Annotated in this window: 10 protein-coding genes; 4 read left to right on the top strand and 6 right to left on the bottom strand. The window is 72.9% G+C overall.

All coding sequences use genetic code 11. The features are described 5' to 3' along the window. Positions 1-114 precede the first annotated feature (114 nt). Both ileS and V6U82_RS24520 read right to left on the bottom strand, forming a co-directional pair. A complete protein-coding gene (ileS, locus tag V6U82_RS24525) occupies positions 115-3,306 on the bottom strand; it encodes an isoleucine--tRNA ligase (RefSeq protein ID WP_334464900.1) in 3,192 nt (1,063 codons plus the stop codon). Positions 3,307-3,681: 375 nt separating this feature from the next. Beyond that, entirely contained in the window at positions 3,682-5,244 is a 1,563-nt protein-coding gene (locus V6U82_RS24520; RefSeq protein WP_334464898.1) for an alkaline phosphatase D family protein, read from the bottom strand. A 193-nt stretch (positions 5,245-5,437) separates the two neighbouring features. Between V6U82_RS24520 and V6U82_RS24515 the strand changes: the two genes are divergently transcribed. After that, complete coding sequence (locus tag V6U82_RS24515; protein ID WP_128137314.1) at positions 5,438-5,875, top strand: carboxymuconolactone decarboxylase family protein; 438 nt, start codon at positions 5,438-5,440, stop codon at positions 5,873-5,875. A 65-nt stretch (positions 5,876-5,940) separates the two neighbouring features. Further along, positions 5,941-6,732: a hypothetical protein gene (locus tag V6U82_RS24510; protein ID WP_334464895.1), complete on the top strand. Its 792-nt coding sequence runs from the start codon at positions 5,941-5,943 to the stop codon at positions 6,730-6,732. A 37-nt stretch (positions 6,733-6,769) separates the two neighbouring features. Here the strand turns inward: V6U82_RS24510 and ndk are convergent, their stop codons facing one another. Further along, positions 6,770-7,195 (bottom strand): nucleoside-diphosphate kinase, encoded by a 426-nt coding sequence (gene ndk, locus V6U82_RS24505; protein WP_334464893.1) that lies wholly within the window; start codon positions 7,193-7,195, stop codon positions 6,770-6,772. Between the two features lie 145 nt (positions 7,196-7,340). On the opposite strand from ndk, the gene V6U82_RS24500 reads away from it, so the two are divergent. Beyond that, positions 7,341-8,690 (top strand): VOC family protein, encoded by a 1,350-nt coding sequence (locus V6U82_RS24500; RefSeq protein WP_334464891.1) that lies wholly within the window; start codon positions 7,341-7,343, stop codon positions 8,688-8,690. Between the two features lie 21 nt (positions 8,691-8,711). Here the strand turns inward: V6U82_RS24500 and V6U82_RS24495 are convergent, their stop codons facing one another. Genes V6U82_RS24495 through V6U82_RS24485 form a run of 3 tightly spaced genes read right to left on the bottom strand, consistent with a single transcriptional unit; the run spans position 8,712 to position 13,190 of the window. After that, entirely contained in the window at positions 8,712-9,173 is a 462-nt protein-coding gene (locus tag V6U82_RS24495) for a DUF4233 domain-containing protein (protein ID WP_128138253.1), read from the bottom strand. After that, positions 9,170-10,513 (bottom strand): bifunctional folylpolyglutamate synthase/dihydrofolate synthase, encoded by a 1,344-nt coding sequence (locus V6U82_RS24490; protein WP_334464888.1) that lies wholly within the window; start codon positions 10,511-10,513, stop codon positions 9,170-9,172. Before V6U82_RS24490 ends, V6U82_RS24495 begins: the two co-directional genes overlap by 4 nt. A 58-nt stretch (positions 10,514-10,571) precedes the next feature. Then, a complete protein-coding gene (locus V6U82_RS24485; RefSeq protein WP_334464886.1) occupies positions 10,572-13,190 on the bottom strand; it encodes a valine--tRNA ligase in 2,619 nt (872 codons plus the stop codon). A gap of 69 nt (positions 13,191-13,259) precedes the next feature. Here V6U82_RS24485 and V6U82_RS24480 point away from each other — a divergent pair, with 69 nt between their 5' ends. Further along, positions 13,260-13,937 (top strand): hypothetical protein, encoded by a 678-nt coding sequence (locus tag V6U82_RS24480; protein ID WP_334464884.1) that lies wholly within the window; start codon positions 13,260-13,262, stop codon positions 13,935-13,937. Positions 13,938-14,086 lie beyond the last annotated feature (149 nt).

The raw sequence follows: 14,086 nt of genomic DNA, 5'->3' as shown, positions 1-14,086 counted from the left end.
GGCGCTGTCACGGTAGCCGACGCGGCCGTCCGCCACCGAGCGGGTGGCCCGCAGTCCACTCGCCGGGGCCGGGCCCTCCTCCACCCGAGGGGGGTGCAGGAGGGCCCGGTCCGCTCACACCTTGCGGACCGTCACGGTCACGCGCTCGCCCTCGCCGGCCTCACCGGTGAAGCCGTCGAGGCCCTCGGCGAAGTCGATGCTGTCGGCCAGCACCTCCCGGGCCACGAACTCGGTGTACGCGGCGACCGCCGCGCGTACCTCCTCGGAGGCGGAGACGGCCACCGCGATCCGGTCGGAGACGTCCAGGTCGGCCTCGCGGCGGGCCTGCTGCACGACCCGGACCACGTCCCGGGCCAGCCCTTCGGCTGCGAGTTCCGGCGTGACCTCGGTGTCCAGCACGACCACGCCCTCACCGCCGGGCAGCGGCGCGGAGTGCTCGGCGTCGGCGGCGACCAGGCGCAGCTCGTACTCGCCCTCGGCGAGCGTGACCCCGGCGGCGACCGGGGCTCCGTCGCGCAGCTCCCACTCCCCCGCCTTGACCGCCTTGATCACCTGCTGGACGGCCTTGCCGACGCGCGGGCCGAGCGCCCGCGGCACCACGGTGAGCACCTGCCGGCAGTACGCGGACACCTCGTCGGTGAGCACGACCTCCTTCACGTTCACCTCGTCGGCGACCAGGTCGGCGAAGGGCCGCAGCTGGGCGGCGACGGGCGACGCCACGGTGAGCTTCGCCAGCGGTAGCCGTACCCGCAGGCCCTTGGCCTTGCGCAGCGACAGCGCCGCCGACGCGACCGCCCGGACGTTGTCCATCGCGGAGACCAGCTCGTGGTCGGCCGGGAACTCCTCCGCCTGCGGCCAGTCGGTCAGGTGCACCGACCGCTCGCCGGTCAGCCCGCGCCAGATCTCCTCGGCGGTCAGCGGCGCCAGCGGCGCCACCACCCGGCACAGCGTCTCCAGCACGGTCCACAGCGTGTCGAACGCGTCCGCGTCGCCGGCCCAGAACCGGTCCCGGGACCGGCGCACGTACCAGTTGGTGAGCGCGTCCAGGTAGGACCGCACCGTCGCGCACGCGCCGGAGATGTCGTACGCGTCCATCTGCGCGCCGACGGTCGCCACCAGCTCGTTCGTCTTCGCCAGCACGTACCGGTCGAGCACGTTCGCCGAGTCGGTACGGCGACGCGCGGTGTGGCCGTCGGCGTTGGCGTACAGCGAGAAGAAGTACCAGACGTTCCACAGCGGCAGCAGCACCTGGCGCACCGTGTCGCGGATGCCCGACTCGGTGACGGCCATGTCGCCGCCGCGCATCACCGGCGAGGACATCAGCATCCACCGCATCGCGTCCGACCCGTACGAGTCGAACACGTGGTAGACGTCCGGGTAGTTGCGCAGGCTCTTGGACATCTTGCGCCCGTCCGAGCCGAGCAGGACGCCGTGGCTCAGGCAGTTGCGGAACGCCGGCCGGTCGAACAGCGCGGTGGCCAGCACGTGCATGGTGTAGAACCAGCCGCGGGTCTGCCCGATGTACTCGACGATGAAGTCACCCGGGTAGTGGTGCTCGAACCACTCGCGGTTCTCGAACGGGTAGTGCACCTGGGCGAACGGCATCGAGCCGGACTCGAACCAGCAGTCCAGCACCTCCGGCACCCGGCGCATCATCGACTTGCCCGTCGGGTCGTCCGGGTTGGGGCGGACCAGGTCGTCCACCGCCGGCCGGTGCAGGTCGGTCAGGCGTACGCCGAAGTCCCGCTCGATGTCGGCGAGCGAGCCGTACACGTCCACGCGCGGGTGGTTCGGGTCGTCGGAGCGCCAGACCGGGATCGGCGAGCCCCAGAACCGGTTCCGGCTGATCGACCAGTCCCGGGCGTTGGCCAGCCACTTGCCGAACGAGCCGTCCTTGATGTGCCCGGGGGTCCAGTTGATCTGCTGGTTCAGCTCGACCATCCGGTCCTTGAACTTCGTCACCGCGACGAACCACGACGACACCGCCTTGTAGACCAGCGGGGTGTCGCAGCGCCAGCAGTGCGGGTACGAGTGGGTGTAGGTGTCCTGCCGCAGCACCACCCCCCGCTCCTTCAGCTCCCGGATCACCGGCTTGTTCACGTCGAAGACCTGCTCGCCCTGGTACGGCGGCACCAGCGCGGTGAACCGGGTGTGGTCGTCCACGGTCACGACGGTCGGGATGCCGGCGGCGTTGCAGGTGTTCTGGTCGTCCTCACCGAAGGCGGGGGCCAGGTGGACGATCCCGGTGCCGTCCTCGGTGGTGACGAAGTCCGCGCCGAGCACCTGGTAGGCGTTCGGGCCGGCCGGCTCGACCAGGAAGTCGTAGAGCGGCCTGTAGCGGCGTCCGACCAGGTCGCGGCCGTACACGGTGCCGACCTGCTCGTACCCGTCCAGTTCCTTGGCGTACGCGCCGAGGCGCGCGGCGCCGACGAGGTAGCGCTCGCCGTCGCGCTCCAGCAGCGCGTACTCGATGCCGGGGCCGACGGCGAGCGCCAGGTTCGACGGCAGCGTCCACGGCGTGGTGGTCCAGACGGCCAGCTTGACCGGCCCGCGCAGCGGCTCCGGCGCGTTCTCGTCGGCGGTCAGCTCGAACCAGACGGTGAGCGTCGGGTCGTGCCGGTCCCGGTAGACGTCGTCCATCCGGGTCTCGGTGTTCGACAGCGGCGTCTCGCACCGCCAGCAGTACGCGAGCACCCGGAAGCCCTCGTAGACCAGGCCCTTGTCGTGCAGGGTCTTGAAGGCCCACATGACGCTTTCCATGTAGTCCAGGTCGAGCGTCTTGTAGTCGTTGGCGAAGTCGACCCAACGGGCCTGGCGGGTGACGTACCGCTCCCAGTCGTGGGTGAACTCCAGGACCGACGTGCGGCAGGCGTCGTTGAACCGGGCCACGCCGAGTTCGAGGATCTCCGCCTTGGTGGTGATGCCGAGCTGCTTCTCGGCCACCACCTCGGCGGGCAGGCCGTGGCAGTCCCACCCGAACCGGCGCTCGACGTGCCGCCCGCGCATGGTCTGGTAGCGCGGCACCACGTCCTTGACGTAGCCGGTGAACAGGTGGCCGTAGTGCGGCAGGCCGTTGGCGAACGGCGGGCCGTCGTAGAAGACATACTCGTTTCCGGCGACGCCTGCGACGCCGCCATCGGCGGAGTCCGTCCGGTCCGGTTGCCGAACGGAGGTCGGCCTCGCCTCGACTGACGCCTCGAAGGTCCTGTCGGCCGTCCAGTGCTCCAGCACCCGGCGCTCGACCGCGGGCAGATCCGGGCTCGCCGGGACACCGGCGCCGGTCGGGTCGTGCAACGGATAGGCCATCGCCTGTCGCTCTCCCTCAGCAGCTCACTCGTCTGTGTTCTGCGAGGACGAGCCGGATCCGGTACGCCGTGACCGGCGTCCCGGGTGTGGCCCGCGGTACCACCCCGCTTGGCGGCCGAGGTGCGACCGCCCGCTCGTTGGCCGGCTGTGACGGGCCGGTCCCGTCCGGTTCTACTGAGCCGGTCACCCGGCCGTTCCTCCGGAGGCTCGCCGGTGATGGCCGGGTCGTCGCCTGTGCCAGTCAAGCGTACTCGACCCCCACCCCCACCCACCCCCCGGCTCACCCTGTCGATCATGAGGTTGACGGCGAAATCCGAGATCGACATCGCCGCCAACCTCATGATCGACGCAGCCTGGGCGGGGGTCAGGCGGGGGTCAGGCGGGGCGCGACGGGGCCGGGAGGGTGGTGGTCCAGAGGGAGGCGCCGGAGCGGTCGCGGAGGTGGACCGTGAGGGCCCGCGACGGGCCGTCGATGGTCACCTCGCCGAAGTGCTGGAAGCCCTCGGCCGGGGAGGTGTTGGCGCGCGGCGGGGCGTGCACGAAGACCGCTTCCGGGCCGAACGTGCCGTCCAGCGCGTTCGGCCCGAACGCGCCCGCGTGCGCCGGGCCGGAGACGAACTCCCAGAACGGGCTGAAGTCCCGCACCGCGGCGCGCGCCGGGTCGTAGTGGTGGGCCGCGGTGTAGTGCACGTCGGCGGTGAGGAACACCAGCCCGGTCACCCCCGCCCGGTGCGAGGCGCGCAGCACCTCGGCGAACTCCAGCTCCCGGCCGGCCGGCGCGCCGGGGTCGCCCTGTGCCACGCCCTCCTGGGCGTCTGCCCCGTCCGGCACCACCACGCCGATCGGCAGGTCGTTGGCGATCACCTTCCAGGTGGCCCGGGACGCGCGCAGCTCCCGGATCAGCCACTCCCGCTGCGCCCGGCCGAGCAGCCCGCGGTCGCGGTCGGCGTACGTGTTGCCGTCGTTCGGGTCCTTGTAGGTGCGCATGTCCAGCACGAACACGTCCAGCAGCGGCCCGTACGACAGCCTGCGGTACATCGGCCCGCCGACCGGCACCGGCAGCCACTCGTGGAACGCCTGGCGGGCCCGGGCGGCGAGCACGTCCACCCGCTTCTCGCCGTACCTGTCGTCGGCCAGGATCTCCCCCGGGTACCAGTTGTTCACCACCTCGTGGTCGTCCCACTGGTTGATCTGCGGCACCTCGGCGGCGAACGCCCGCAGGTGCTCGTCGAGCAGGTTGTACGCGAACTGCCCCCGGTACTCGGCGAGCGTCTCGGCCACCTTGCTCTTCTCCGGCGTCACCAGGTTGCGCCAGGTCCGGCCGTCCGGCAGCACGACGCTCTCAGCCAGCGGGCCGTCGGCGTACACGGTGTCGCCGCTGCACAGGAAGAAGTCCGGGCGGCGCTCCCGCATCGCCCGGAAGATCGCCAGGCCGTCGAAGTCGGGGCTGATCCCCCAGCCCTGCCCGACGATGTCTCCGGTCCACACGAACCGCACGTCACGCCGCTGGTGCCGCCCGGGTGCGGTGGCGAACGAGCCGGTCAGCGGCTCGCTGCACAGGCCGTGCCGGTCCAGGCTCTCCACCCGTACCCGGTAGTGCAGCCGCTCCCCCGCGGGCAGGCCGCGCAGCCGGACCCGGCCGGTGAAGTCGCCGGTGGGGTCGACCACCGGGCCGCGCACCAGGCGGGCGCCGCGCAGGTCCGGCCGGCGGCTCACCTCGACCAGCATCCGGCCGGGCCGGTCCGCGCGGGTCCAGACCAGCGCCGAGTCGGCGGTCACGTCGCCGCTCTGCACGCCGTGGGTGAGCAACGGCCGGCCGCCGCGCCGCAGGCCGGGCGCGGCGGGCGCGCCGGGCGCGCCGAGCAGCGCGCCGCCGGCGACTCCGGCACCGGCGCCCAGGCCGGCGCGGAGCAGGGTACGTCGATCGAAGTGCGTCATGGTCTCTCCCGGTCTCGGCAGTGTCGCCAGCCCGGTCTACCGGCCGCAGGTGGCCGGGAACTCCGGTCGAGGTGACCGGCACCTCAACGTCGGCTGTCCAGCCGCGCCATGACCACCGTCACACCGCCGTGCCGTCACATCGCACCCGCCGCGCCCCGTCCTGTCCGCGTACCCCAACCTCAAGGAGGCGGCGATGAGCCGGATGGACATGGCGGCGGTGGCACCCGAGGCGTACCAGGCCGTGCTGGGCCTGGAGAAGTACGTCCGGGCGAACGTGGACCACACCGTGCTGGAACTGGTGAAGCTGCGGGCGTCGATGCGCAACGGCTGCGCGTTCTGCGTGGACATGCACAGCCGCGAGGCGCTGGCGGCCGGTGAGGACAGCCGCCGGCTGTTCGCTGTCGCGGCGTGGCGCGAGGCGCCGTTCTTCGACGAGCGGGAGCGGGCCGCGCTGGCCCTCACCGACGCGGTGACCCGGCTCGGCGAGCACGGCGTGCCGGACGACGTCTGGGACGCCGCGGCGAAGGTGTGGTCGGAGAAGGAACTGGCGGACCTGGTGATGGCGATCGCCACCATCAACGTGTGGAACCGGGTCGCGGTGACCTGCCGGACCGAGCCGCCGACCGAGTAACGCACCCCCCGGACGGCGGGCGGTTCCTCTACAGTCGCCGGTGACACGCCGACGGGGGAGGAAACGTGCGTGCCCGACTGATCCCTGCCGCCCTGGTGGCGGCGACCCTGCTCGCCGGCTGCGGCGCCGGGACGCCGGTCGCGCCCGCGACGGGGTCGCCGCCACCGGCGCCCAGCGCGTCGCCCGCGCCGGAACACGAAGGGCCGGCGGTCCTGGCCGCGGTACGCCGCGCCGCCGGGCGTCTCGGCCCGGTCGAACGCGCCGAGTCGACAGCGAACGCGAGCGCGCAGCTCGGCCTCTGCGACATGCCGAGGCCACTGGTCGGCAACTACCGTGACCCGGTCACCGTCAGATCCTTCTTCACCGTCCGCGCCGAGACGAAGCCCGCCGCCTACTCCGGCGGCGGGCAGCGCGGGGAGGCGATCGGCCGGGTCCAGGTGGTCGCGGCCGTGCGGCCCGACGCGACGCCGCCGCTGGTCGAGCAGGCGTTCGAGACGGTACGCCGGACGACGTGCACCGGCGGCGCCACGCACCTGCTCGGCGAACCGCACAGCGGCGTGATCGGCTACCGGGGCGCCAGCGCTCCGGTGCGGGTGGCCGGCACGACGGGTGTGCTCGCCACCGTCACCGCCGACAGCGACCGCCTGGACTCCGGCGGCCACTATCCGCTGCTCGGTCACGCCCGGGTGGTCGTCCGGCACCGGGGCTACCTCGTCGAGGCGAGTGTGCTCTGCGCCCGCCCGGCCCGTCCCGGTGACCGGAAGGCGGTCACCGCGGAGGCGCGTACCCGGGCGGTGGCCCTGGCGGAGCGGATCGTGCGCGAACTCGGCACGCTGCCACCCGCGCCGACTCCCTGACGGGCCGGCGGCGGCCCGGAGCCGCCGCCGGAACCGCTCAAGCCAGCTCGGGGAACCAGAGCGCGATCTCGCGCTTGGCGCTGTCCGCCGAGTCGGAGGCGTGCACCAGGTTCTCCCGGTTCGACAGCGACAGGTCACCGCGGATGGTGCCGGCGGCGGCCTTGCGCCCGTCGGTGCTGCCGATCATCGCGCGCACCACCTCGATCACCTGGTCGCCGGAGAGCACGAGCGCCACGAGCGGGCCGCTGGTCATGAACGTCTTCAGCGGCGGGTAGAACGGCTTGTCGACGTGCTCGGCGTAGTGCTGGTCGGCGAAGCCGCCGTCCATGCTCCGGCTCACCATCGCGTCGATCCGCAGGCCCTTGCGCTCGAAACGGGACAGGATCTCGCCCACCAGACCGCGGCGTACCGCGTCGGGCTTGATCAGTACGAGCGTCCGCTCGTCCGGGCTGCTGCTGGACACGCTGGGTTCCTCCTGCGCACTCAAACGGGGTTCGGCTGGGTACGGTCAGCGTAGCGACCCGGTCCCGGCGCCGGCGCGGCGGCTGCGTCTTCCCTGGCCCGCCGCGGCGGCCTAGCCTGGCCCTGGAACCCCTGGGAGGTCCACTGTGGCGAATGGCGGGAACCGCACGATCGCGCCGGTACGCAAACTGATCGGGGCGGTGCTGGGCACCGTCGCCACCTTCGTGACCGTGTTCGGGCTCGGCATGACCAGCTGGGCCATCGTGGCGCTCGGCGTCGCGCTGCTGGTGCTGGCGATCGCCCTGGCCACGGTGCGCGGGGGCGGCCGCACCTGGGTGATCGGCCTGGGGCACGTGCACAGCGCCTCCGAACCACCCACCCAGTACGCGTTCGGCCGGTGCGAGCTGCAACTGGTCATCGACGCGCCGGGGCTGCCGCCCCGCTCCAAGAAGATCATCGAGCCTCGGGTGCCGGTCGCCAAGTGGCCCTCGCTGGGCCAGGCGCTGCCGGTCCGGGTGGCGCTCGACGACCAGCGGCACGTACGCGTGCTCTGGGACGAGGTGCCCACGCACGCGGAGAGCGCCGCCGCGGTCGCCGACCTGCCGCCCGAGTACGCCGCCGAGCCGGACCCGCTGGACGAGCCGCTGATCGCGCAGGAGGCGCCGCCGTGGGCCGGGCGTGCGCCGGAGGACGACTTCCGCGACGACTACCCGCCCGCGCCGGACCCGTACCTGGACGACGTCCCGCCCCGGGCCGAGGAACGCGAACCGGTGGTGCTGCACCAGAGCCCCGGCGGCCCGGTGGTGCTGGAGGGGCAGCTCGTCGAGCGGGCCGACCGCACGGCCGGCCCCGGCCCGCTCCCCCGCCGCGCCCCGGCACCCCGCTCGCCGGCCGAGGAGCCGCCCGACACGGTGCCGGTCGAGACCGTGCTCGTCGACAGCGGACCGGCTGACACCCGGCCGGCCGGCACCGGGCCGGCCGACACCGGGCCCGACCCGATCGACGTGCCGCTGGACGACCCCGCGGACGCGCCTCGGCGCTCCGACGCGCCGCCGACGCCCGAGGAGCTGGACGAGGCGATCTTCGGCCCGGCCGGCGCGGCCGAGCCGGACGAGCTGGCCAGCCCGATCAGCGGCGTCGGCATCACGCTGCTCGTCACCGACCTGGACCGGTCCCTCGACTTCTACCGCGAACTCGGCTTCGACGAGCTGGACCGGGGCGAGGGCAACGCCGTGCTCTCCTCCGGGCCGACCCGGCTGGTGCTGCGCCGGGTGACCGGCGCCGCCCCGATCAGCCGCCGCCTGGTGCACGTCAACCTGGAGGTGGACGACATCCAGGGGGCGTACGAGCGGCTGCGCGACTCCGGCGTCCGGTTCACGTACGCCCCGCGCGTGGTCAACCGGGGCACCAAGCTGGAGGTGTGGGCGGCGGCCTTCCGCGACCCCGACGGCCACGGCGTCGCGTTGACGCAGTGGCGCACGCTCGCCGACGCCTGAGCCGTACGCGGCGGGCCGTCCTCAGCCGAGGATGACCCGCCGCACGTGCAGCGCGTACGCCCACACCAGCGCAAACATCACCCCGAGCGCGAACAGCGACCAGTGCAGCAGCCCGGAGAGCAGCAGCAGTCCCTGGATCACGGTGCCGGCGTGCCACGCCCAGGGGCGGCGCATCATGCCGGCGAGCACCACGCAGGCGACCGCCAGCGCCACGATCACGCCGATCGCCGCGCCGCTCAGGTCACCGCCGACCACCCGGATCGGCTGGATGGCCAGCAGCAGCACCAGCGCCTCCAGCGACATGGTGCCGGCGCCCAGCCCGCGTACCGCCTTGTCCGGGTTCCGCAGCCCGGACCGGCGGCCGCCGTCGGGCTGGTCCAGACCGGTCGCCTGCGGCCCGACGTCCGGGCGCGGCTCCGGGCCGGCCTGCTGCTCCGCGCCGGTCGGCTGCTGCGGACCGGTCGGGCGCTGCGGGCCGGTCATCGCTTGAGCAGCCGGCGGGCGTCGGCCACTGTCACCACCGATCCGGTGACCAGCACGCCCACCCCGGCCAGCTCGCCCGGCACGTCCGACTCGGCCTCCGCCACCGCCGCCTCGATGGCGTCGGGCATCTCCCGGGCCACCTGCACCCGCTCCGGCCCGAAGATCTCCCGCGCCAGCGCGGCCAGCTCGTCCACCGGCATCGCCCGGGCCGAGCTGTTCTCCGCGACCACGATCGAGTCGAGCACCGGTTCGAGCAGTTCGAGCAGGCTCGCCGCGTCCTTGTCGCCGAGCACCGCCAGCACGCCGACGAGCTTGCTGAACGCGAACTCCTCCTGCACCGCGGCGACGGTGGCGGCCATCCCGTGCGGGTTGTGCGCGCCGTCGAGCAGCACCGTCGGGGCGGAACGCACCCGCTCCAGCCGGCCCGGCGAGCTGGTCGCGGCGAAGCCCTCACGGACCGCCTCGATGTCGAGCTGCCGCCGCGCCCCGGCACCGAGGAACGCCTCCACGGCGGCCAGCGCCACAGCGGCGTTCTGCGCCTGGTGCGCGCCGTGCAGCGGGATGAAGATCTCCTCGTAGACCCCGCCCAGGCCCTGGATGGTCAGCACCTGGCCGCCGACCGCCACCGCGCGGCGCAGCACGCCGAACTCGGCGCCCTCGCGCGCGACGGTGGCGTTGACCTCGGCGCAGCGTTCCAGGATCGGGCGGGCCGCCTCCTCCTCCTGCGCCGCCGCGATCACGGTGGCGCCGGGGTGGATGATGCCCGCCTTGTGCAGCGCGATGTCCTCGATCGTGTCGCCGAGCCACTCGGTGTGGTCCAGCCCGATCGGGGTGATCACGGCGACGCCGGCCTGGATCACGTTCGTCGCGTCCTCCGCGCCGCCGAGCCCGACCTCCACCACCGCCACGTCGACGGGCGCGTCGGCGAACGTGGCGAACGCCAGCGCCGTGGTCATGTCGAAGTACGTCAGCGGCTCGGCGAACCGCTGGTCGACGAGTTCGGCCAGCGGCGCGATCTCGCGGTACGTGGACACGAACCGGTCCTCGCTCACCGGCTCGCCGTCCAGGCTGATCCGTTCCCGGACGGTCTCCAGGTGCGGGCTGGTGTAGCGGCCGGTGTGCAGCCCGAACGCCCGCAGCAGCGAGTCGATCATCCGCGCCGTCGAGGTCTTGCCGTTGGTGCCGGTCAGGTGGATGGACGGGTACGCCCGCTGCGGGCTGCCCAGCAGGTCGAGCAGGGTCTCGATCTTCTCCAGCTCGAAGTGCATCCGGGTGAAGCCGCGCGCGTTGAGCGCGGCGTCCACCTCGGCGAACGCGCTGGGGTCGGTGCGTTCGCTCATGCGGAGCCATCTTTCGTTCGCGACTGCGGGGCTCGCAACCCCGGCTCACTCCTCGCGCTCATGCGGGAAGCGCCTCCAGGGCGGCGTCGATCCGGACCAGGTCCGCCTCGGCCACCGCCAGCCGTTCGCGGATCTTCGCCACCACCGGCTCGGGCGCCTTGCCGACGAACGCCGGATTGTCCAGCTTCGCCCGCGCCTGGGTGGCCTCCTTCTCGGCCGCCGCCCGGTCCTTGGTGAGCCGGGCGCGCTCGGCGGCCACGTCGATCGAGCCGCGGGTGTCGAGCGCGACGCTCACCTCGCCGGGCATCGCCAGCGTGGCGCTGGCCTGGAAGTCGTCGGCGGGCACGTCGAGCCGGGCCAGCGAGCGGACCAGCGGCTCGTGCGCCGCGATGCCCGCGCCGGTCAGGCCGTCGAGCCGGGCGGCGACCCGCTGGGTCGGCCGCAGCCCCTGGTCCGAGCGGAACCGCCGGACCTCGGTCACCACCCGCTGCAGGGTGCCGACCTCGCCCTCCGCGGCGTCGTCGATCAGGGCACGGTCGGCGACCGGCCAGGACGCCGCCAGCACGGTCTCGCCGCCGCTGAGCGCGGCCCACAGCTCGTCGGTGACGAACGGGATGACCGGGTGCAGGAGCCGCAGGAGCTGGTCCAGCACGTGCCCGAGCACCCGCCGGGTGGCGTCGGCGGCCGGGCCGCCCTCGGCCAGCACCGGCTTGCTCAGCTCCACGTACCAGTCGCAGACGTCGTCCCACGCGAAGTGGTAGAGCAGGTCGCAGACCTTCGCGAACTCGTACGCCTCGAACTGCTCGTCGACCTCGGCGGTGACGTGCGCCAGCCGGGACAGGATCCACCTGTCGACGGTGGAGAGGTCACCGGCGTCCGGCAGCGGGCCGTCGGTGTGCGCGCCGTTGAGCAGCGCGAACCGGGTGGCGTTCCAGAGCTTGTTGCAGAAGTTGCGGGAGCCCTGGCACCACTCCTCGCTGACCGGCACGTCCTGGCCGGGGTTGGCGCCCCGGGCGAGCGTGAACCGGGTGGCGTCGGCGCCGAACCGGTCGATCCAGTCCAGCGGGTCCACCACGTTGCCGAACGACTTCGACATCTTCTTGCCGTGCTCGTCACGGACCATGCCGTGCAGCGCCACCACGTCGAACGGCTGCACGCCGTCCATCGCGTACAGGCCGAACATCATCATCCGGGCGACCCAGAAGAACAGGATGTCGTAGCCGGTGACCAGCACGCTGGTCGGGTAGAACTTCGCCAGGTCCGGAGTCTGCTCCGGCCAGCCGAGCGTGGAGAACGGCCAGAGGCCGCTGGAGAACCAGGTGTCCAGCACGTCCTCGTCCTGCCGCCAGCCCTCGCCGGTCGGCGGCTCCTCGTCCGGGCCGACGCAGACGATCTCGCCGTCCGGGCCGTACCAGACGGGGATGCGGTGGCCCCACCAGAGCTGGCGGGAGATGCACCAGTCGTGCATGTTGTCGACCCAGGCGAAGTAGCGCTTGGCCAGCTCGGCCGGCTCGATCTTCACCCGGCCGTCGCGCACCGCGTCACCGGCGGCCTTGGCCAGCGGTGCGGTGTTGACGAACCACTGCAACGACAGTCGCGGCTCGACTGTCGTCTTGCACCGCGAGCAGTGCCCGACCGCGTGCAGGTACGGCCGCTTCTCGGCCACGATCCGGCCCTGCTCGCGCAGCGCCGCGACGATCGCCGGGCGGGCCTCGTACCGGTCCAGGCCCTCGAACGGGCCGGGCGCGGTGATGACGCCGCGCTCGTCCATGATCGTCAGCGAGGGCAGATCGTGCCGCTGGCCGATCTCGAAGTCGTTCGGGTCGTGCGCCGGGGTCACCTTGACCATGCCGGTGCCGAAGCTCGGGTCGACGTGCTCGTCGGCGACGATCGGGATCCGCCGGTCGGTGAGCGGCAGCTCCACCTCGGTGCCGATCAGGTGCCGGTAGCGCTCGTCGTCCGGGTGCACCGCCACCGCGGTGTCGCCGAGCATGGTTTCCGCCCGGGTGGTCGCCACCACGACCTCGTCGCCGTAGCGGATCGAGACCAGCTCGCCCTCGTCGTCGGTGTGCTCGACCTCGATGTCGGACAGCGCGGTGAGGCAGCGCGGGCACCAGTTGATGATCCGGTTGGCCCGGTAGATGAGACCGTCGTCGAAGAGCTTCTTGAACATGGTCTGCACGGCCCGGGACAGACCCTCGTCCATGGTGAACCGCTCGCGGTCCCAGTCGACGGCGTCGCCGAGCCGGCGCATCTGGCCGAGGATCGCGCCGCCGGACTCGGCCTTCCACTGCCAGACCCGCTCGACGAACTTCTCCCGCCCGAGGTCGTGGCGGGACAGCCCCTCACCGGCGAGCTGCCGCTCGACCAGGTTCTGGGTGGCGATGCCGGCGTGGTCCATGCCCGGCAGCCAGAGCGCCTCGTACCCCTGCATCTTCTTGCGCCGGGTGAGCGCGTCCATGAGGGTGTGCTCGAAGGCGTGGCCCATGTGCAGCGAGCCGGTGACGTTCGGCGGCGGGATGACGATGGTGAACGGCGGCTTCTCGCTGTCCGCCGACGCCCGGAAGTGCCCGCCGGCTACCCACTGCTCGTACCGTCGCTGCTCTACCTCGCCGGGCTGGTACTGGCCGGCGAGGGTCGGGGCGTCGGGGCGTCGGGCATCCAGTCTCTCGGTCACCCTGAAAGTCTACGGAGCGCTTTCGGGGACCCGACGTGCACCACCTGTGATTCGCGTACGGTGGCGGTCATGTCCGACGCGCATCTCACCGAGCGCCCGGTCGACGGGGGTTCCGATCCGGTCGAGCTGACCGAAGAGCCGATCGAGCTGAGCCGCCGCGACCCCGCGCAGGAGCCCGAACGCCGCCCTGTCTCGCGGCGCCGCAAGGTCGTCCTGGCCGCACTGCTCGCGGCCGGCCTGGCCGGCGCCGGAGCGCTCGGGCTGGGCGGCTGGCGGGTGTTCCAGCAGAAGGACACCACGCTCGACCAGCCGGCCGAGGTGGCCGGGCTGGTGCGGGACGACAGCGAGCGGGCCCGCAGCACCGCCGACTACCTGCGTGACGGGCTGGCCGCCGACATCGAGCTGGACCGCGGCTTCGGCGCCGTCTACTCCGACCGCGGGGACGCCAAGCGTTCGGTGCTCCTGTTCGGCGGCACCACGCTGCTCTGGCAGCCCGAACGCGACCTGGACACGCTGTTCCGCCTGATGGCTGACGAGACCGGCCGCGTCGCCGGGCTCCGCGAGGTGGACGCGGGCCGCCTGGGTGGCGTGATGAAGTGCGGTACGACGAGCGGCGACGGCGGCGACTTCGCCGTGTGCGGATGGGCCGACCACGGCAGCGTGGTGATGGGCATGTTCCCGGGCCGCCGGGTCGACGACGCGGCGGCCCTGTTCCGCGACATCCGTGAGTCCGTCCAGAGCCGCTGAGTCCGCTCGTCCGGGAGCCGGCTCCGGCCGGCTTCTCCGGGGGAGAACGCAATTCAGGGCCGCCCCGTGCGGGGGTGGCCCTGAATTGGAAGATTGTCCGGCGGTGTCCTACTCTCCCACACCCTCCCGAGTGCAGTACCATCGGCGCT

The organism is Micromonospora sp. CPCC 205554 (assembly GCF_036902745.1).
In the GTDB taxonomy this organism is placed as follows: Bacteria; Actinomycetota; Actinomycetes; order Mycobacteriales; family Micromonosporaceae; genus Micromonospora; species Micromonospora tulbaghiae.
Note: the sequence above shows the minus strand (reverse complement) of the source record. Positions and strands in the feature narration are given on the sequence as shown.

Coding starts and splice junctions, on each gene's coding strand:
- V6U82_RS24520 (WP_334464898.1), bottom strand. CDS start 5,244: ATGACGCACTTCGATCGACGTACCCTGCTCCGCGCCGGCCTGGGCGCC.
- V6U82_RS24495 (WP_128138253.1), bottom strand. CDS start 9,173: ATGACCGGCCCGCAGCGCCCGACCGGTCCGCAGCAGCCGACCGGCGCG.
- V6U82_RS24515 (WP_128137314.1), top strand. CDS start 5,438: ATGAGCCGGATGGACATGGCGGCGGTGGCACCCGAGGCGTACCAGGCC.
- V6U82_RS24490 (WP_334464888.1), bottom strand. CDS start 10,513: ATGAGCGAACGCACCGACCCCAGCGCGTTCGCCGAGGTGGACGCCGCG.
- ileS (WP_334464900.1), bottom strand. CDS start 3,306: ATGGCCTATCCGTTGCACGACCCGACCGGCGCCGGTGTCCCGGCGAGC.
- V6U82_RS24480 (WP_334464884.1), top strand. CDS start 13,260: ATGTCCGACGCGCATCTCACCGAGCGCCCGGTCGACGGGGGTTCCGAT.